Source organism: Streptomyces sp. R33 (assembly GCF_041200175.1).
Taxonomy (GTDB): domain Bacteria; phylum Actinomycetota; class Actinomycetes; order Streptomycetales; family Streptomycetaceae; genus Streptomyces; species Streptomyces katrae_B.
On record NZ_CP165727.1, the window covers coordinates 3,323,792 to 3,340,581 of the forward strand.

General features: G+C 72.7%; 16 protein-coding genes. 8 read left to right on the forward strand and 8 right to left on the reverse strand.

The genetic code is table 11. The annotated features are described in order from the left end of the window. Positions 1 to 69: 69 nt before the first annotated feature. From AB5J51_RS14945 to AB5J51_RS14965, 5 genes are all read left to right on the forward strand, one after another. Positions 70 to 2,469 (forward strand): ribonucleoside-diphosphate reductase subunit alpha, encoded by a 2,400-nt coding sequence (locus tag AB5J51_RS14945; RefSeq protein WP_053784615.1) that lies wholly within the window; start codon positions 70 to 72, stop codon positions 2,467 to 2,469. Next, a complete protein-coding gene (locus tag AB5J51_RS14950; RefSeq protein WP_053691818.1) occupies positions 2,469 to 3,482 on the forward strand; it encodes a ribonucleotide-diphosphate reductase subunit beta in 1,014 nt (337 codons plus the stop codon). Before AB5J51_RS14945 ends, AB5J51_RS14950 begins: the two co-directional genes overlap by 1 nt. Before the next feature lie 86 nt (positions 3,483 to 3,568). Then, the gene (locus AB5J51_RS14955) at positions 3,569 to 4,279 is read left to right on the forward strand and encodes a helix-turn-helix domain-containing protein (RefSeq protein ID WP_136224913.1); all 711 of its coding nucleotides are present in this window, start codon (positions 3,569 to 3,571) and stop codon (positions 4,277 to 4,279) included. A gap of 65 nt (positions 4,280 to 4,344) precedes the next feature. Continuing rightward, a complete protein-coding gene (locus tag AB5J51_RS14960; RefSeq protein ID WP_369777878.1) occupies positions 4,345 to 4,731 on the forward strand; it encodes a DUF3703 domain-containing protein in 387 nt (128 codons plus the stop codon). Positions 4,732 to 4,914: 183 nt separating this feature from the next. Next, positions 4,915 to 5,883, forward strand: a complete 969-nt coding sequence (locus AB5J51_RS14965) for a helix-turn-helix domain-containing protein (protein ID WP_369777879.1) — start codon at positions 4,915 to 4,917, stop codon at positions 5,881 to 5,883. Between the two features lie 46 nt (positions 5,884 to 5,929). On the opposite strand, the gene def is transcribed toward AB5J51_RS14965, so the two are convergent. The 8 genes from def to AB5J51_RS15005 all read right to left on the reverse strand — a co-directional run bounded on the left by def (position 5,930) and on the right by AB5J51_RS15005 (position 13,515). After that, entirely contained in the window at positions 5,930 to 6,565 is a 636-nt protein-coding gene (gene def, locus AB5J51_RS14970; RefSeq protein ID WP_030291282.1) for a peptide deformylase, read from the reverse strand. 66 nt (positions 6,566 to 6,631) lie between these two features. Beyond that, complete coding sequence (locus AB5J51_RS14975) at positions 6,632 to 7,633, reverse strand: hypothetical protein (protein WP_053784612.1); 1,002 nt, start codon at positions 7,631 to 7,633, stop codon at positions 6,632 to 6,634. A gap of 105 nt (positions 7,634 to 7,738) precedes the next feature. After that, positions 7,739 to 9,028 carry an HD-GYP domain-containing protein gene (locus AB5J51_RS14980; RefSeq protein WP_369777880.1) on the reverse strand — a complete coding sequence of 430 codons (1,290 nt, stop codon included), beginning with the start codon at positions 9,026 to 9,028 and terminating at the stop codon, positions 7,739 to 7,741. Beyond that, positions 9,025 to 10,611 carry an HD-GYP domain-containing protein gene (locus tag AB5J51_RS14985; protein ID WP_369777881.1) on the reverse strand — a complete coding sequence of 529 codons (1,587 nt, stop codon included), beginning with the start codon at positions 10,609 to 10,611 and terminating at the stop codon, positions 9,025 to 9,027. Before AB5J51_RS14985 ends, AB5J51_RS14980 begins: the two co-directional genes overlap by 4 nt. A gap of 178 nt (positions 10,612 to 10,789) precedes the next feature. Further along, on the reverse strand, positions 10,790 to 11,092 hold the full coding sequence (gene rsrA / locus AB5J51_RS14990) for a mycothiol system anti-sigma-R factor (RefSeq protein WP_053784609.1): 303 nt from the start codon (positions 11,090 to 11,092) through the stop codon (positions 10,790 to 10,792). Continuing rightward, on the reverse strand, positions 11,089 to 11,733 hold the full coding sequence (locus AB5J51_RS14995) for a sigma-70 family RNA polymerase sigma factor (RefSeq protein WP_008741505.1): 645 nt from the start codon (positions 11,731 to 11,733) through the stop codon (positions 11,089 to 11,091). Before AB5J51_RS14995 ends, rsrA begins: the two co-directional genes overlap by 4 nt. 291 nt (positions 11,734 to 12,024) lie before the next feature. After that, on the reverse strand, positions 12,025 to 12,681 hold the full coding sequence (locus AB5J51_RS15000; RefSeq protein ID WP_136224910.1) for an alpha/beta family hydrolase: 657 nt from the start codon (positions 12,679 to 12,681) through the stop codon (positions 12,025 to 12,027). 18 nt (positions 12,682 to 12,699) lie between these two features. Further along, positions 12,700 to 13,515, reverse strand: a complete 816-nt coding sequence (locus tag AB5J51_RS15005) for an SOS response-associated peptidase (RefSeq protein ID WP_136224909.1) — start codon at positions 13,513 to 13,515, stop codon at positions 12,700 to 12,702. An 80-nt stretch (positions 13,516 to 13,595) separates the two neighbouring features. On the opposite strand from AB5J51_RS15005, the gene AB5J51_RS15010 reads away from it, so the two are divergent. The 3 genes from AB5J51_RS15010 (at position 13,596) to rsgA (ending at position 16,742) form a co-directional block, all read left to right on the forward strand. Further along, positions 13,596 to 14,309 carry a M50 family metallopeptidase gene (locus AB5J51_RS15010; RefSeq protein WP_053784606.1) on the forward strand — a complete coding sequence of 238 codons (714 nt, stop codon included), beginning with the start codon at positions 13,596 to 13,598 and terminating at the stop codon, positions 14,307 to 14,309. A gap of 75 nt (positions 14,310 to 14,384) precedes the next feature. Then, positions 14,385 to 15,722: a 3-phosphoshikimate 1-carboxyvinyltransferase gene (gene aroA, locus AB5J51_RS15015; RefSeq protein WP_133896931.1), complete on the forward strand. Its 1,338-nt coding sequence runs from the start codon at positions 14,385 to 14,387 to the stop codon at positions 15,720 to 15,722. A gap of 9 nt (positions 15,723 to 15,731) precedes the next feature. Further along, positions 15,732 to 16,742 carry a ribosome small subunit-dependent GTPase A gene (gene rsgA / locus AB5J51_RS15020; RefSeq protein ID WP_053784604.1) on the forward strand — a complete coding sequence of 337 codons (1,011 nt, stop codon included), beginning with the start codon at positions 15,732 to 15,734 and terminating at the stop codon, positions 16,740 to 16,742. The last annotated feature ends 48 nt before the right edge of the window (positions 16,743 to 16,790 follow it).

Sequence of the window (16,790 nt, forward strand, 5' to 3'; positions counted from 1 at the left end):
GAGCCCGCGCGCGCCCGCTCGTGCCCGCACCGCAGGTGTCCCGGAGCCGAGCGAGGGAGAGCTCCCCCCGTGACCATCGCGCCTTCCGCACCGCGCGCCGAGTCCGACCCGTCCGACACCGGAATCGAGACCGGGGGACCTGGGGCCGCGCTGCTGCGTACCCTCACCGAGCTGACGGCCGACCTCCCCGACACCGACCCGGGCCGGGTCGCCGCCGCCGCGCTCCGCGGGCGCAGCGCCGCCGCCGACGAGGCCGAACTGCGCGGGCTGGCCACGGAGGCCGCCGCCGGTCTCATCTCCGAGGATCCGGCGTACTCCCGGCTCGCCGCCCGGCTGCTGACGCTGGCCGTCGCCGAGGAGGCCGCCGGCCAGGGGGCCACCTCGTTCTCCGCCTCCGTCGCGGTCGGCCACCGCGAGGGCCTGATCGCCGACCGGACCGCCGAGTTCGTCGCGCTGCACGCGAGCCGCCTGGACGCACTGGTCGAGCACACCCTCGCGGAGGGCGCCGACGACCGCTTCGGGTTCTTCGGCCTGCGCACCCTGCACAGCCGCTACCTGCTGCGCCACCCGATCACCCGCCAGGTCGTCGAGACCCCGCAGCACTTCATGCTGCGCGTGGCCTGCGGCCTCGCCGAGAACGACAGCGTCCAGGCCGTCGAGGAAGTGGCCTCGCTCTACCGGCTGATGAGCCGCCTCGACTACCTGCCGTCCTCCCCCACGCTCTTCAACTCCGGCACCCGGCACCCGCAGATGTCCTCCTGCTACCTGCTGGACTCCCCGCTGGACGAGCTCGACTCGATCTACGACCGCTACCACCAGGTCGCCCGCCTGTCGAAGCACGCCGGCGGCATCGGCCTCTCGTACTCGCGCATCCGCGCCCGCGGTTCGCTGATCCGCGGTACGAACGGCCACTCCAACGGCATCGTGCCGTTCCTGAAGACCCTCGACGCCTCCGTCGCGGCCGTGAACCAGGGCGGCCGCCGCAAGGGCGCCGCCGCCGTCTACCTGGAGACCTGGCACGCGGACATCGAGGAGTTCCTGGAGCTCCGCGACAACACCGGCGAGGACCAGCGCCGTACGCACAACCTGAACCTCGCGCACTGGGTCCCGGACGAGTTCATGCGCCGCGTCAACGCGGACGCCGACTGGTCGCTGTTCTCCCCGGCCGACGTGCCCGAGCTGGTCGACCTGTGGGGCGACGAGTTCGACGCCGCCTACCGCAAGGCCGAGGCGGACGGCCTGGCCCGCAAGACCATGCCCGCCCGCGACCTCTACGGCCGGATGATGCGCACCCTCGCGCAGACCGGCCAGGGCTGGATGACCTTCAAGGACGCCTCCAACCGCACGGCGAACCAGACCGCCGAGCCGGGCACGGTCGTCCACTCCTCCAACCTGTGCACCGAGATCATCGAGGTCACCAACGACGGCGAGACGGCCGTCTGCAACCTCGGTTCGGTCAACATGGGCGCGTTCGTCATCGACACCGCCGACGGTCGCGACATCGACTGGGAGCGCCTGGACGAGACCGTCCGCACCGCGGTGACCTTCCTCGACCGCGTCGTGGACATCAACTTCTACCCGACCGAGCAGGCGGGCCGCTCCAACGCCCGGTGGCGGCCGGTGGGCCTCGGCGCGATGGGCCTCCAGGACGTCTTCTTCAAGATGAAGATGCCCTTCGACTCCCCCGAGGCGAAGGCCCTGTCCACCAAGCTCTCCGAGCGCATCATGCTGGCCGCGTACGAGGCCTCCTGCGACCTCGCCGAGCGCAGCGGCCCCCTCCCGGCCTGGGAGCAGACCCGCACCGCCCGCGGCGTCCTGCACCCCGACCACTTCGACGTGGAGCTGAACTGGCCCGAGCGCTGGGACGCCCTGCGCGCCCGGATCGCGAAGTCCGGCATGCGCAACTCGCTGCTCCTGGCCATCGCCCCGACGGCGACGATCGCCTCGATCGCCGGCGTGTACGAGTGCATCGAGCCGCAGGTCTCCAACCTGTTCAAGCGCGAGACGCTGAGCGGTGAGTTCCTCCAGGTCAACGCCTACCTGGTGGAGGAGCTGAAGAAGCTCGGCGTGTGGGACGCGCAGACCCGTGAGGCGCTGCGCGAGTCCTCCGGTTCCGTCCAGGGCTTCGGCTGGATCCCGGCCGAGGTGCGCGAGCTGTACCGCACGGCGTGGGAGATCCCGCAGCGCGGTCTGATCGACATGGCGGCGGCCCGTACGCCGTTCCTGGACCAGGCGCAGTCGCTGAACCTGTTCCTGGAGACGCCCACCATCGGCAAGCTGTCGTCGATGTACGCGTACGCCTGGAAGCAGGGCCTGAAGACCACGTACTACCTGCGCTCGCGCCCGGCGACGAAGATCGCCCGCGCCGCGCAGGCGGCCACCCCCGTCGCGCTGCCCCAGGCGGTCGCCGATGCCGAGGCGCTGGCCTGCTCCCTTGAGAACCCCGAGTCCTGCGAGGCCTGCCAGTAATGAGCTCCACCGACAAGAACCTCCTGGACCCGGGCTTCGAGCTCACGCTCCGCCCCATGCGCTACCCGGACTTCTACGAACGCTACCGGGACGCGATCAAGAACACCTGGACCGTCGAGGAGGTCGACCTCCACTCGGACGTCGCCGACCTCGCGAAGCTCACGCCCGCCGAGCAGCACATGATCGGCCGCCTCGTCGCGTTCTTCGCGACGGGCGACTCGATCGTCTCGAACAACCTGGTGCTGACGCTCTACAAGCACATCAACTCCCCGGAGGCGCGCCTGTACCTGTCGCGCCAGCTGTTCGAGGAGGCCGTGCACGTCCAGTTCTATCTGACGCTGCTCGACACCTACCTGCCCGACCCGGACGACCGCGCGGCCGCCTTCGACGCGGTCGAGGAGATCCCGTCGATCCGCGAGAAGGCGCAGTTCTGCTTCAAGTGGATGGACTCGGTCGAGAAGATCGACCGGCTGGAGACGCAGGCCGACCGCCGCCGCTTCCTGCTGAACCTGATCTGCTTCGCGGCGTGTATCGAGGGCCTGTTCTTCTACGGCGCCTTCGCGTACGTCTACTGGTTCCGCTCGCGCGGCCTGCTGCACGGCCTGGCCACCGGCACCAACTGGGTGTTCCGGGACGAGACCATGCACATGAACTTCGCGTTCGAGGTCGTGGACACGGTCCGCAAGGAGGAGCCGGAGCTCTTCGACGACGCGCTCCAGCAGCAGGTCACCGACATGCTGAAGGAGGCCGTGGAGGCGGAGCTGCAGTTCGGCCGCGACCTGTGCGGTGACGGCCTGCCGGGCATGAACACCGAGTCGATGCGCGAGTACCTGGAGTGCGTCGCCGACCAGCGCCTGGTCCGCCTCGGCTTCCCGCCGGTGTACGGCTCGCAGAACCCGTTCTCCTTCATGGAGCTCCAGGGCGTCCAGGAGCTGACGAACTTCTTCGAGCGCCGCCCGTCGGCCTACCAGGTCGCGGTCGAGGGCACGGTCGACCTGGACGAGGACTTCTAAGTCGCCTGCTCCGATGGCTTGATAGCGTCCCCGCCCATGGGGAGAACGACTCGGGTGACCGAGGTCCTGGGCGGGGGCGCTTCGCCGTGTCCGTGACCGGGTGGGCCGGGCGGGCGCGGTTGCGGCCGGGGGGCGTGGTGTACGGGGGCGCCGTCGGGTCCGCCACCGCGCACGCGCACCACTCCGTGCAGGTCATCGTCGCGCTCGGCGGGGACGAGCTGCTGATGGCCGGGCCGGCCGGGGAGCCGTTCCGGTGCCGGGCGTACGTGGTCCCGTCCGGGGTACGGCATTCCGTGCTGGGCGGGGTTCCGCGTGGGGTGGTGCTGCACTACGACCCGCTCTCCACCGCCGGGCGCCGGCTCGCGGCGCTGGCGGGGGACGCGGGGGACCTCGTACCGGATGCGCTGCCCGCCGACCCCTTCGAGGCGGCCTGCGCGCTGGACTCCGTACTGCCGCAGGGGCCACTGCCGGGTGCGGCGCCGCATCCGGGGCTGGTGCGGGTGCTGGACTGGCTGCCCGGGCGGGAGCACGTACGGCTGTCCCAGGCGGCCGCGGTGGCATGCCTGTCGGAGAGCCGCCTCGCGCACCTGTTCCGGGCGGAGCTCGGGCTGCCGTTCCGCCCCTACGTCCTGTGGCTGCGGCTGATGCGGGCCGCCGAACTCGCCTCCCAGGGGCACTCCCTGACGGACGCGGCGCACGGCGCGGGCTTCGCCGACGGGGCGCATCTCAGCCGGGTGTGGCGGCGGATGTTCGGGATCCCGCCGTCGGACTTCACCCGCACCATCCAGTGGATGTGAGCGGGTCGCGGGATGCAGCAGGTTCGTTCAAGCGCGGGCGGGGCCCTCGGCCGCACCGTGGACGCATGCGAAAGATGATGAAGAAATGCGTCGCCGTGTGCTCGCCGAAGACCATGCCGCCCGCCGTGCGCGAGGCCTTCGAGGCCGAGTTGCGCCGCGCCCGCGACGCCGCGCCCGACACCGACGCCATGTGGACCGCCCTGGAACGGGCCCACATCATCTCCCAGGCCTGGGCCTGGCCCCACACCCGCGCGCACTGGCACATGTTCCGGCTCGCGGTGCGCTGCCGGGACCGGGCGGAGACGGTGGGGCAGGTGGTGCGGATCCTGGTCGCGGGGGCCGGGTCAGTGACCGGGCGCGTGCCGTACGGCAACACGGGGCGTACGGCGGCGGGGCTGCTCACTCCCTTGCCCCTCCCGGATGACCTGCGTGCGCTGCTTGGCCGCGCGTAGCTGCCGGTCGATGCGGCGGTCGCGCAGGGCCCCGTAGAGCGCGGGCCCCAGCAGCAGGGCGGCGATGGCGAGGACGACGAGGAGTTCGAGGAACGTGTTCATGACTCCACTGTCGCCAGTGCGCCGAAAACCGGACAGTGGCAGGACTGTCATGGAAGTACGAATTACTGCCACACTGGGGGCATGCTGAACAACGTGGCCGTAGCCCTGGTGAACGGCGTCGCCCCCTTCGAACTGGGGATCTTCTGCGAGGTCTTCGGGATCGACCGCAGTGAGATGGGGCTGCCGGTGTACGACTTCGCCGTGTGCGCGGCGGAGGACCGGCACTCCCGCACCGGCGACGGGCACTTCGACGTCGTCGTCCCGCACGGGCTGGAGCGGCTGGAGAGCGCGGACCTGATCTGCGTGCCCGCCGACCGCGCGGCGGTGACCCGGGAGTACCCCGAGCCGCTGCTGGAGGCGCTGCGCCGGGCCGTCGACCGGGGTGCGCGGGTGCTGAGCGTGTGCAGCGGGGCCTTCGTCCTCGGCGCCGCCGGGCTGCTGGACGGCCGGCGCTGCACCACGCACTGGATGCACTCGCCGGCCCTGGCCCGGCGCTTCCCGGAGGCGAGGGTGGACCCCGACGTGCTGTACGTGGACGAGGGCCCGGTGATCACCGCCGCGGGCACTGCTTCGGGCATCGACGCGTGCCTGCACGTCGTCCGCCAGGAGCACGGCGCCGAGGTGGCCAACACCATCGCCCGGCGGATGGTCGTCCCGCCGCACCGGGACGGCGGCCAGGCGCAGTTCATCCAGCGGCCGCTGCCGCGCACGGCGTGCGACACGGTGGGCGAGGTGATCGGCTGGATGGCCCGCCACCTGGACGAGGAGATCGCCGTCGAGCAGCTCGCGGAGCGCGCGCACATGTCACCGCGCACCTTCGCCCGCCGCTTCCTCCAGGAGACCGGGACGACCCCGTACCAGTGGGTGCTGCGGCAGCGCGTCCTGCTGGCGCAGGAGCTCCTGGAGGCCACGGACGACACGGTCGACGCGATCGCGGGCCGCAGCGGCTTCGGCAACGCGGCAGCCCTGCGCCACCACTTCCTGCGCGCCCTCGGCACGACCCCGAACGCCTTCCGCCGCACGTTCCGGGGCCCGCAGGCCGTGGCTTAGGCCGCAGCCCGCGGGCTGCGGGCCGCGGGCTGCGGGCCACGAAGGCTCAGGCGTTCGGGACCGTTTCGTAGCGCGGGGTGCCCTCTTCCATCTGGCGCAGGGCGTCCTTGCGGTCGCGCTTCGAGAGGCGGTCGATGTACAGGTACCCGTACAGGTGGTCCGTCTCGTGCTGCAGGCAGCGCGCGAAGTAGCCCGTGCCGCGCACCTTGATCGGGTTGCCCTGCGCGTCCTGGCCGGTCACCTCGGCGTAGTCCGGGCGGGCCAGCGAGGCGTACGCGGTCGGGACCGACAGGCAGCCCTCGTTCGAGTCGTCGAGCACGCGGGAGCCGGCCGGCAGTTCCACCAGCTTCGGGTTGACCACGACGCCGGTGTGGCGCACGCCGTCGTCGTCGGGGCAGTCGTAGACGAAGACCTTGGCGTCGACGCCGATCTGGTTCGCGGCCAGGCCCACGCCCTCGGCGGCCTTCTGGCTGGCGAACATGTCGTCGATCAGCTGCGCCAGTTCGTCGCCGAACTCGGTGACGTCCTTGCACTCGTGGTGGAGGACCGGGTTGCCGACGACCGTGATCGGGCGGGCGGTGCCGCGCTCGCGGTGGGCGAGCTCGCGCTCCGCACAGTCCTCGGTGTCCACGACGTACCCGTCGTTCACAAGCTCGACGACCTCGTTCTCCTGCTGCGCCATGTCCGCCGTACGCCTTCCGTAAGTCCACCCGTTCACCAATGTGCCGGTACAGCCTACGGTGCCCGGTCAGCAGACTTCCTCGAGATCCCGCCACTCCCGGGTCTCCGGGCTGTCCGCGACCCAGCCGTCGAGCAGTCCGCGCACCAGGCCGGCCGGCGCCGCGATGCCGCATTCCCGCTCCGGCACCCACAGCGGGCCGGAACCGTTCGTACGGTGCCCGAGCGGTCCGGGATGCCCCGGTTCGCTGTGGTCGTGCGGGTCGAGGTGCTCGCCGTCGCCCTCGCCGCTCGGCATCACGCTCTCCGAGCAGGTCCGGCACAGCAGCCGTACCGACGACGACCAGTCCTCGGCGGCGAAGCCCGCGTCCGAGGCCAGCTGCTCCAGGGCGTCGCGGTCCGCCTCGGTGGCCGCCTCGAGCAGCACCACCCAGGTCGGCACCGGCGAGGGCGCCCACAGCTCGATCTCGTCGAAGACCGGGTACGAGGGGCCGGCCGCGGTGACCCGCTCCCCGTGCGGGACCCCGTCGTGCAGGACGACCTCGCCCCAGCGGCGTCCCGAGGAGGGCAGCGGGATCGACAGGACCTCCATGCGGGCCGGGTCCAGCCGGCGGCCCCAGACCACCTCGGCCTCCCCCTCGGGGGACAGCCGTACGGCGGCGCTGCCGAGCTCCATGCCGACCGGTTCGCCGCTGTTCTTCTTCCCGCCGACGGCGGCGTCCCCGGGCACCTTCAGCCCGTACGCCTGCCAGGCCCGGCGGGCCAGCGGCCAGTCCTGCAGCGCGGTCGCGGCGATGCCGACGTTCCACCAGTCCGGGGCGCCGGTCTCGCGGTCCAGCAGGGCCACGGCGCGCAGTCCGGCGGCCCGCGCCTGCTCCCAGTCGTGCCGGAACTTGTGCAGCAGGGCCAGGTTGAACCAGGACTCGGACAGCCAGGGCTCCAGGTCGGCGGCTCTGGTCAGCAGCGCGCCCGCGTCCTCGTACCGCCCGTCGCCGATCAGCGTGAACGCGCGGTCGGTGGCCTGCCGCCACGAAGCGGAGGGCCGATGCCGTACCTTCCCGAAGATCCTCACGATTCCCGCCTGCCGGTCCCACGGTGCAGCCTTGCGGACACCCTCACGGACACTCCTACTGGCATCCAACCATGCCCACTCGGACGGCCGCTCATTACCCATGGGTTACCCAAGTGGGACTTGACCGACTCTGTCACGTCCGCCCCTGGCCAGAACCCTTGCAAGACACTCCACGACCTCTGGCTGATAGTCGCGCCCGGCGCCCAGCCGGAGCTGCTCCAGCACCGCCAGTGAGCCGCCCGGGTGACGGGTCCCGCCCAGCAGGTCGTCGTACGCGTTGACCGCCCGTACGATGCGCGCTGCGACGGGCTGGTCCCGGTACGGGTCGGCCTGCCGCTCCACGACCACGGCCACCTCGGCGGGCACCCCGGTCTGGCGGGCGACCTCCCCGCCGAGCACGGCGATCCGGCGGGCCTCGGCGGCGGGCAGCCCGGCGGTGGCCCCGGCCCGGACCGGGTCGACGAGGGAGAGCTGGCCGATGTCGTGCATGAGGGCGGCGTATTCCAGCACGGTGAGCTCCCGCTCCGACAGGCCGAGCTCCCGGCCGACGGCGCAGCTCAGCGCGGCGACGCGGCGGGAGTGCCCCGGGCGGGTGCAGCCGGCGATCTCGGTGGCCCGGGCCAGGGAGGTGATGGTCTGGCGGTAGGTGGTGCGGATCGCGGTGATCCGGTGGAAGGACAGCTGGGTCAGCAGCAGCGGCACGCAGAGGACGGGCAGCGCCCACAGGCCGGCGACGGCCACGCCGAAGGCCATGACGACCCCGGTGGCGCAGATCGCCGAGCCGATGCCGAGCCGGGCGCGCAGCTCGTCGCGCAGCAGCGGCCCGTACGGCCGCCCCGTGCGGGCGCCGGCCGGCGCGGCGGCGAGCACGGCGTCGCACAGGGTGGTGAGGCCGAGCAGGAAGAGCAGGAAGAGGACGAGGTACGGGCCCTGCCCGATGCCGTGCTCCAGCCGGCCGGAGTTGTAGAGCGGCTGGAAGCAGACGGCGGCGAAGGCGACGGTGAGGACCCGGCGGGCCAGGTGGTCGGCGGCGGGGCCGCGGCCCCGGGCGATGTGCGGGACGATCCCGGCGAGCGCCCCGGCGACGACGACCGCGACGATCTGGAGCACCCCGTGGTGGGTGGACTGGGCCGCGTTCGGGCCGAGCAGGGCGTACGCGAGGGCGCCGGCGGAGCCCAGCGGTGCGGGCTGGCGGTCCTCGGCCGCGTCCCGGTCGGCCGGGCGGTCACGGGTGTCGCCCGTGTCGCGGCGGGCGAGCTCTCCGCAGGCGATGAGGACGCCGAAGGCCAGGGCGGTGCCCGGCTCGACGACGCCGTACCACAGGGTGTGCCCGAGCCCGGCGAGGGTGAGCACCCCCGCGGCCCCGCGCACCGTCCACACGACCGGGACCCTCATGCCCCGCCCCCGCCGTCCGGTTCCTGCCCGGCGCGCGGGTCCACGGTCCGTGCGCCCAGGCGGGCGCCCTGCGCGGGGAGCCCGGACAGCGCGGAGCCGGCGGGGTCCGCCGCGGCCGCGGCAGGTACGGCCGCCACGGGTGCCGCGGCGGCTGCGGCAACGGCCGCCGCCGCACGGCCCGGAGCGGAAGCGGAACCGGCCGGGATCACCTGCACGTCGTCGTCCGCGGTGACCACCGGGTGCCAGCCGTCCCGGCCGATCGCCTCCACCAGCGCGTGCACCATCGCCGGGTCGAAGTGCGCCCCCGCACACCGTTGCAGCTCGGCCAGGGCCACCGGCACCGGCCGCGCCCGGCTGTAGGAGCGGGTCGAGGTCATCGCGTCGAAGGCGTCGGCCACTGCCACCACCCGGGCCAGCACCGGGATCTGCTCGCCGGCCAGCCCGTACGGATAGCCGGTGCCGTCGATCCGCTCGTGGTGGTGCAGGATCGCGGACCGGGCCTCCCCCAGGAAGCCGATGCCGCGCACCATCTCGTGCCCGTACTCGGGGTGCAGCTCGATGACCCGGCGCTCCTCGGGGGTCAGCGGCCCGTCCTTGCGCAGCAGCCGGGTCGGGACGCCGAGTTTGCCGACGTCGTGCAGGATCCCGGCGATCCGGACGACCTCGAGGCGGTCCCCGGCCATGCCCAGCTCGCGGGCGATCATCGCCGAGGCCTGGCCGACGCGCTCGCTGTGGCCGCGCGTGTAGCGGTCCTTGAGGTCGACGGCCTGGACGAGCGCCCGGATCGTGGCCTGGTGGGCGGCCCGTTCGCGGTGGTACTGGGCGAAGACCCAGCAGGAGATGTACATCGGCAGCAGGACGAGCAGTGCGGCCGGGAGCCCGTAGGGGCTGCGCCACATGACGGCCATCATCAGCCCGGCGAGGCCGTGCACGCAGTGCGGGGCCAGGGAGAGGGCGAGCAGTCCGCGCCACGCGGTCCGCGCGGGCCGTCCCTCGGCGGCGGCGAGGATGCCCGCGTCGAGGGCGGTCAGTACGAGGCAGAAGGCGGCGGCCGCGGCCGCCGCGGGGAGCATCGCGTACGGGAAGTCCGCGAGCCGGCCGGCCGCAGCGGGCGGCCCCGACCCCCCGAAGGCCGCGCCGAACGACCCCCCGAAGGGGCTTCCGCCGAGCGCGGCCGGCCCGCCCAGCAGGGCGAACGTCCATCCCGCGGCCCAGGCGGCCGTGGCCTGCTGCGCCGCGTGCCACACCCGGCGCACCGGGGCGGGCCGCTGGACCACGGCCTGGGCGAACCCGCCGGGCAGCGCGACGAGCGCGGCGGCGGCCGGCGGCAGCAGGAAGACGGCGGCGAGCACCACGGGGAAGAAGGAGCCGATGCCCTCGGGGACCCGGCTGCGCCTGCCCGGCAGCGGGCACAGCTTGACGAGTTCGCAGCCGAGGCAGAGGAGGGTGAGCAGTCCTACGACCGGCCAGGGGGTGCCGGAATCGGCGAAGGCCGGGGCGGTGCAGGCGCATGCCGTGAGGACGGCGCACAGGACGACGGCCCGCATGAGGGAAGGGCGCGCCGCCGGCGGAAGTACCCGCATGGCGCTCTCCTCCCCTGTGCCGTGCGCACCCGGTACCGCCGGATCGCACCGGCACCGTCTGGGGAGAATAGGTGTGGCCCCTGGTGCAGCGGGCCACATTTTCGTATTGCGCCGTACGGGCGCCCCCGGATTAGCGCCTTCGGGTGAACGAAGTGGGTTTCCAGGGGCAGTTGTTCGATCAGCCGGTGGCGGGGTCCGCGGTCACGTCGTGATCGGGGACGGCCTGGCCCGAACGGATCAGCTCGATCCGGCCCATGACCTTCGAGCGCAGATCGGTCGGCACGTCGTCCGAACCGCAGCAGCGCTTCACCAGCTTCTTCACGGCCTGCTCGAGGCCGTATTTCTCCAGACAGGGATTGCACTCGCCGAAGTGCGTCTCGAACTTCGTGCAATCGCTGTCCGGCATCTCGTGGTCCAGGAACTCGTACAGGTGGTCCAGGACCTCAGAGCACTCCGTCTCGTGCGGCTCTCCGCAGCTCATGAGCCCGAGCCTTTCAGGTCGTTCGACTCTCCCGCGCCGGCGGGGACCAGCCCGCGCTCGCGGGCATAGTCCTCCAGCATTCCGCGGAGTTGACGGCGGCCACGGTGCAGTCGCGACATGACCGTACCGATGGGTGTACCCATGATGTCCGCGATCTCCTTGTACGCAAAGCCCTCTACGTCGGCAAGATAGACCGCGATGCGGAACTCCTCGGGAATGGCCTGAAGCGCTTCCTTCACATCCGAATCGGGCAGGTGGTCAAGCGCCTGTGATTCGGCGGAACGCAGTCCCGTCGACATGTGCGACTCGGCGCGCGCCAGCTGCCAGTCCTCGATCTCCTCCGCCGCGCTGCGCTGCGGCTCACGCTGCTTCTTGCGGTAGGAGTTGATGAACGTGTTGGTCAGAATGCGGTAGAGCCACGCCTTGAGATTGGTGCCCTCGCGGAACTGGTGGAAGGACGCGTATGCCTTCGCGTACGTCTCCTGGACCAGGTCCTCGGCGTCGGCCGGATTGCGCGTCATGCGCAGTGCGGCCGAGTACATCTGGTCGAGGTAGCCGAGGGCGTCCCTCTCGAAGCGCGCATTGCGCTCCGGGGTCGTCTCCTCCGCGTGGCCTTCGTCGGTCCCAGCGACAGGACCCACCTCCTCCGACTGCGTGACGGCTCCGAAAGCGGACCCGCTCGAATCGGAGAATAGTCGACCATCCCGGCCTTCCGCCGCCTGAAGCTGGCTGCGCTTGGGCCCGGGCAGGACCGTCCAGTCCAGGCCTGCCGCCTGCGGACGGTGCTGGCTGATGACCTGGGTCATGCGCTCCCTCTCCTCCGACGATTTCCCGTGCGTTTCCGACATCCGGCACAACAGAAGGGCCGGGCCGTGCATTCCCGGGGTTTGCGGCCTCTGCCGGGCAGCCGCCGAAAGGTGATCGGATTCACATCAGAGGGGTAGCCCGGCGAGCCACGCGCTGACCGCCCCGGTGATCACCTCGAGGGTCTCCTCCTGGGTCGGACCGGCCTTCTTGGGCACCGCGAAGCCGTGATCGGCGTGCGGGACCTCCACCAGTTCGTACGCCGCCTGCGCGGTCGGCGGCGGGAACTCCTCGGGCCGCCCGAAGGGGTCCCGGCCGCCCTGGACGACCAGGGTGGGCCGCCCGGCGCCGGTCAGTTCCCCGGCCCGGGACTTCTCGGGCCGGCCCGGCGGGTGCAGCGGGAAGGCGAGGGCCAGCACCCCGGCCGCCCCCAGCTCGGCGGCGGTCCGGCAGGCCACCCGGGCCCCGGCGCTGCGCCCGCCCGCCACCACGGGCAGCCCGGGCCCGGCCAGCGCCGGCCACAGGCCGCGCCAGCCCTCGTCGAGCACCTTGGGCGCGGCGGCCACCTTCTTCCCGGCGACCCGCCACGGCTGCTCGACCAGCGCCACGGTGACCCCCTGCGCGGGCAGGGCGGCGGCCAGGGCCCGCAGGTCGCGGGCCTCGATCCCGCCGCCGGCGCCGTGGCTCACGGCCAGCACGAGGCGGGCCGTACGGGCGGGGGCGGGGTGCCAGGTGATGCGGGCTTCGCCCGCCGGGGTGTCGACGCTCTCCGTACGCGTGGTCATGGACCCATCCTGCACGGGTCAGAACAGCGTGCACTCCTCCGGCGCGGCCAGCTCGTCGAGCAGCTCGGGCCCGTTGTTGCGCACGTTGCTGACGGCCGTGGACACCGGGTACGCGCGCATCAGCCCGCCCGGCGGCGGCGCGAGCAGGGCCTGGAGTTCGCCGGTGTCGGTGCGGGCCGGGTCCAGCCAGGCGTCCCAGCGGTCCGGGGTCAGCATCAGCGGCATCCGGGGGTGGATCTCGGCGAGCGAGGCCGGGCCCTCGGCGGGAGCCACGGCCAGCGGCCCGGTCTCGGCCTCGGCGGTGATCACCGAGCAGGTCGCCCACCAGGCCTGGGGGTGATCGCCGGGGAGGGCCGGGTCGCGCCAGAACTCGTATATCCCGGCCATGGCGAAGACGGAGCCGTCGGCGGGGAGCACGAAGTAGGGCTGCTTGCGTGCCCGCTTCTTCTTGCCCTCGACCTCGAGCTGCCGTTCGTCGTGGGCGGTGACCCACTCGTAGTAGCCGTCGGCGGGGACGATGCAGCGGCGCTGCGCGAAGGGCCTGCGGAAGGACGGCTTCTCGGCCAGCGTCTCGGAGCGGGCGTTGATCATCCGGGCGGCGCCGTCGGGGTTCTTGGCCCAGGAGGGGACGAGCCCCCACCTCAGGGTGCGCAGCTGACGAACCGGACGCGGATCCGGAGCGTCCTTCACAGGACGGTCGAGGACGACGTGGACCTCCTTCGTCGGCGCCACGTTCCAGTCGGGGGCCAGCGTCTCCTCCGGCTCCCACCGCTCGATGCCGAAGGCCTCCACCAGGTCCTCGGGTCTGCGACTCGCTGCATACCTTCCGCACATGGCTGCCACACTGCCATCTCACTCCCCCGGCTACCGCTGGGGGTACCCCCAGCCCACCACCACAAGGAGTCCGCCACTCTATGGACAGCACCACGACCGCCGGCCTGTGGGACCGGCTGACCGGCATACAGACCCCGCCGCCCCTGTGGCTGGTGATCGTGACGGGCGTGGTCGCGCTGGCCGCCGTGGGGCCGCGCCCGCTGTGGCGGCTGTCCCGCAACGCCGTGACCATCGCCCACGAGGGGGGCCACGGGCTGGTGGCCCGGCTGACCGGACGCAAGCTCGACGGGATCCGGCTGCACTCCGACACCAGCGGCGTCACCGTCAGCGTCGGCAAGGCGACCGGGCCCGGGATGATCCTGACCGCCGCCGCCGGGTACCCGGCGCCCGCGCTGCTCGGGCTCGGCGGGGCCGCACTGCTGTCGGCCCACCGCATCACGCTGCTGCTGTGGGCGGCCACCGTACTGCTCCTCGCGATGCTGGTGATGATCCGCAACGCGTACGGGGCCCTGATGGTGGTGCTGGCCGGCGCCGCGTTCGTCCTGGTCTCCTGGCTCGCCACGGCCGAGGTCCAGGCGGCCTTCGCGTACCTGGTGGTGTGGTTCCTGCTGATGGGTGCCGTACGGCCGGTCTTCGAGCTGGGGGCCCAGCGCCGGCACGGCGGGGCGCCGGATTCCGACGCGGACCAGCTGGGGCGGCTCACCCACGTCCACCCGGTGGCCTGGCTGCTCCTGTTCCACGCGGTCGCGCTGTGCTCGCTCATCGGCGGCGGGCGCTGGCTTCTCAACCTCTGAGACGGATCCCGCGCGGGCCCGCTGCGGCGGCGCGATCAAGATCTGGGCCCGGGAGGAGCCACTAAAGTGGGGGCCATGACCGAGACCCCCGCGCTCCACGCCCTCTGGCCCGCTCCGCTCGCCGACGGCACCGTCCACGCCACCGTCACCGTGCCCGGGTCCAAGTCGGTCACCAACCGCGCCCTCGTCCTCGCCGCGCTCGCCGCCGAGCCGGGCTGGGTGCGCCGCCCGCTGCGCTCGCGCGACTCCCAGCTGATGGCGGACGCGCTGCGCGCGCTGGGCGTCGGCATCGAGGAGACGGCATCCTCCAGTTCCGGCGACGGCTCCGGCGGCGAGGCCTGGCGCATCATCCCGGCCGCCCTGCACGGCCCGGCCACCGTCGACGTCGGCAACGCGGGCACGGTCATGCGCTTCCTGCCGCCCGTCGCCACCCTGGCCTCCGGCGACATCCGTTTCGACGGCGACCCGCGTTCCTACGAGCGCCCGCTCGGCCAGGTCATCAGCGCCCTGCGCACCCTCGGCGCGCGGATCGACGACGACGGCCGGGGCGCGCTGCCGCTGACGGTCCAGGGCGGCGGGGCCCTGGAGGGCGGCGTCGTCGAGATCGACGCCTCCAACTCCTCGCAGTTCGTCTCGGCGCTGCTGCTCTCCGGCCCGCGCTTCAACCAGGGCGTCGAGGTCCGGCACACCGGCACCGCCCTGCCGTCGATGCCGCACATCCGGATGACCGTGGAGATGCTGCGCGCGGCGGGCGCCCAGGTCGACACCCCCGAGGCGGGCGGCGAGCCGAACGTGTGGCGGGTCGCGCCGAGCGCGCTGCTGGGCCGCGACATGGTCGTGGAACCGGACCTGTCGAACGCGCAGCCGTTCCTGGCTGCGGCCCTGATCACCGGCGGCACGGTCACGATCCCGGACTGGCCGCGCCGCACCACCCAGCCGGGCGACGAGCTGCGCCGGATCTTCACCGAGATGGGCGGCTCCTGCGAGCTGACCGACGCGGGCCTGGTCTTCAGCGGCAGCGGCAAGATCCACGGCATCGACGTGGACCTGAGCGAGGTCGGCGAGCTCACCCCCGGCATCGCGGCCGTGGCGGCGCTGGCCGACTCCCCGTCCACCCTGCGCGGGGTGGCGCACCTGCGGCTGCACGAGACGGACCGGCTGGCGGCGCTGACCGCGGAGATCAACGGCCTCGGCGGCGAGGTCACCGAGACGGCGGACGGCCTGCACATCCGCCCGCGCCCGCTGCAGGGCGGTGTCTTCCACACGTACGACGACCACCGGATGGCCACCGCGGGCGCGGTGATCGGCCTGGCGGTGGAGGGCGTGCAGATCGAGAACGTGGCGACGACCGCGAAGACCCTGCCGGACTTCCCGAAGATGTGGGCTCGAATGCTTTCGGGAGCGGGAGCGTAGGGCCCCGTCATGCGCAGGTACGGCAAGCACACCGACGAGGACGACATCCGCCAGCGGCCCAACCCCAAGGGCAACCGGCCCCGGACCACCATCCGGCCCAAGCACGAGGACGCGGCCGAGGGCTTCGTCCTGACCGTCGACCGCGGCCGGCTGACCTGCCTGGTCGACGGCCGCTCGATCACCGCCATGAAGGCCCGCGAGCTGGGCCGCAAGGCGGCGGTGGTCGGCGACCGGGTCTGGATCGTGGGCGACCTGACGGGCAAGAAGGACACCCTCGCGCGGATCGTGCGGATCGAGGAGCGCAAGTCCGTCCTGCGGCGCACCGCGGACGACGACGATCCGTACGAGCGGGTGGTCGTCGCCAACGCGGACCAGCTGGCGATCGTCACGGCGCTGGCCGACCCGGAGCCGCGGCCCCGGATGATCGACCGCTGTCTGGTGGCCGCGTACGACGCCGGGCTGGAGCCGCTGCTGGTGCTCACGAAGTCGGACCTGACCTCCCCGGACAAGATCCTGGAGATCTACTCCACGTTCGGCCTGAACTACGTGGTCACCAACCGTGAGGAGCTGGCGAGCGGCGACGCGGCCGACCGGGTGCGCGAGCGCCTGAACGGCCGGATCACCGCCTTCGTCGGCCACTCGGGCGTCGGCAAGACCACCCTGGTGAACTCGCTGGTCGCCGAGGGCCGCCAGCGCGCCACCGGGCACGTCAACGCGGTGACCGGCCGCGGCCGGCACACCACCACCTCCGCGCTCGCACTGCCGCTGCCGGGCGGTGACGGCTGGGTCATCGACACCCCGGGCGTGCGCTCGTTCGGCCTGCACCACGTGGACCCGTCCCGGGTGATCCTGGCCTTCCCGGAACTGGTTCCCGGTACGGAGGGCTGCCCGCGGGCCTGCAGCCACGACGAGCAGGACTGCGCGCTCGACAAGTGGGTGGAGGACGGCCATGCGGATCCGGCGCGCCTGTACTCGCTGCGGCGGCTGCTCCAGACCCGCGAGCGCCGCGAGGGAGACTGATCGTCCGGCGGGGTTTGCCGGGTACCACGTCTGGTAAATGCATAATCG

What these genes read in the sequence shown, in the direction of transcription:
- rsgA (WP_053784604.1), top strand. Translation starts at nt 15,732, where the DNA reads ATGCGCAGGTACGGCAAGCACACCGACGAGGACGACATCCGCCAGCGG.
- def (WP_030291282.1), bottom strand. Translation starts at nt 6,565, where the DNA reads ATGGCGCAGCAGGAGAACGAGGTCGTCGAGCTTGTGAACGACGGGTAC.
- aroA (WP_133896931.1), top strand. Translation starts at nt 14,385, where the DNA reads ATGACCGAGACCCCCGCGCTCCACGCCCTCTGGCCCGCTCCGCTCGCC.
- rsrA (WP_053784609.1), bottom strand. Translation starts at nt 11,092, where the DNA reads ATGAGCTGCGGAGAGCCGCACGAGACGGAGTGCTCTGAGGTCCTGGAC.
- AB5J51_RS14960 (WP_369777878.1), top strand. Translation starts at nt 4,345, where the DNA reads ATGCGAAAGATGATGAAGAAATGCGTCGCCGTGTGCTCGCCGAAGACC.
- AB5J51_RS14950 (WP_053691818.1), top strand. Translation starts at nt 2,469, where the DNA reads ATGAGCTCCACCGACAAGAACCTCCTGGACCCGGGCTTCGAGCTCACG.
- AB5J51_RS14965 (WP_369777879.1), top strand. Translation starts at nt 4,915, where the DNA reads ATGCTGAACAACGTGGCCGTAGCCCTGGTGAACGGCGTCGCCCCCTTC.
- AB5J51_RS15005 (WP_136224909.1), bottom strand. Translation starts at nt 13,515, where the DNA reads ATGTGCGGAAGGTATGCAGCGAGTCGCAGACCCGAGGACCTGGTGGAG.
- AB5J51_RS15010 (WP_053784606.1), top strand. Translation starts at nt 13,596, where the DNA reads ATGGACAGCACCACGACCGCCGGCCTGTGGGACCGGCTGACCGGCATA.
- AB5J51_RS15000 (WP_136224910.1), bottom strand. Translation starts at nt 12,681, where the DNA reads ATGACCACGCGTACGGAGAGCGTCGACACCCCGGCGGGCGAAGCCCGC.
- AB5J51_RS14985 (WP_369777881.1), bottom strand. Translation starts at nt 10,611, where the DNA reads ATGCGGGTACTTCCGCCGGCGGCGCGCCCTTCCCTCATGCGGGCCGTC.
- AB5J51_RS14980 (WP_369777880.1), bottom strand. Translation starts at nt 9,028, where the DNA reads ATGAGGGTCCCGGTCGTGTGGACGGTGCGCGGGGCCGCGGGGGTGCTC.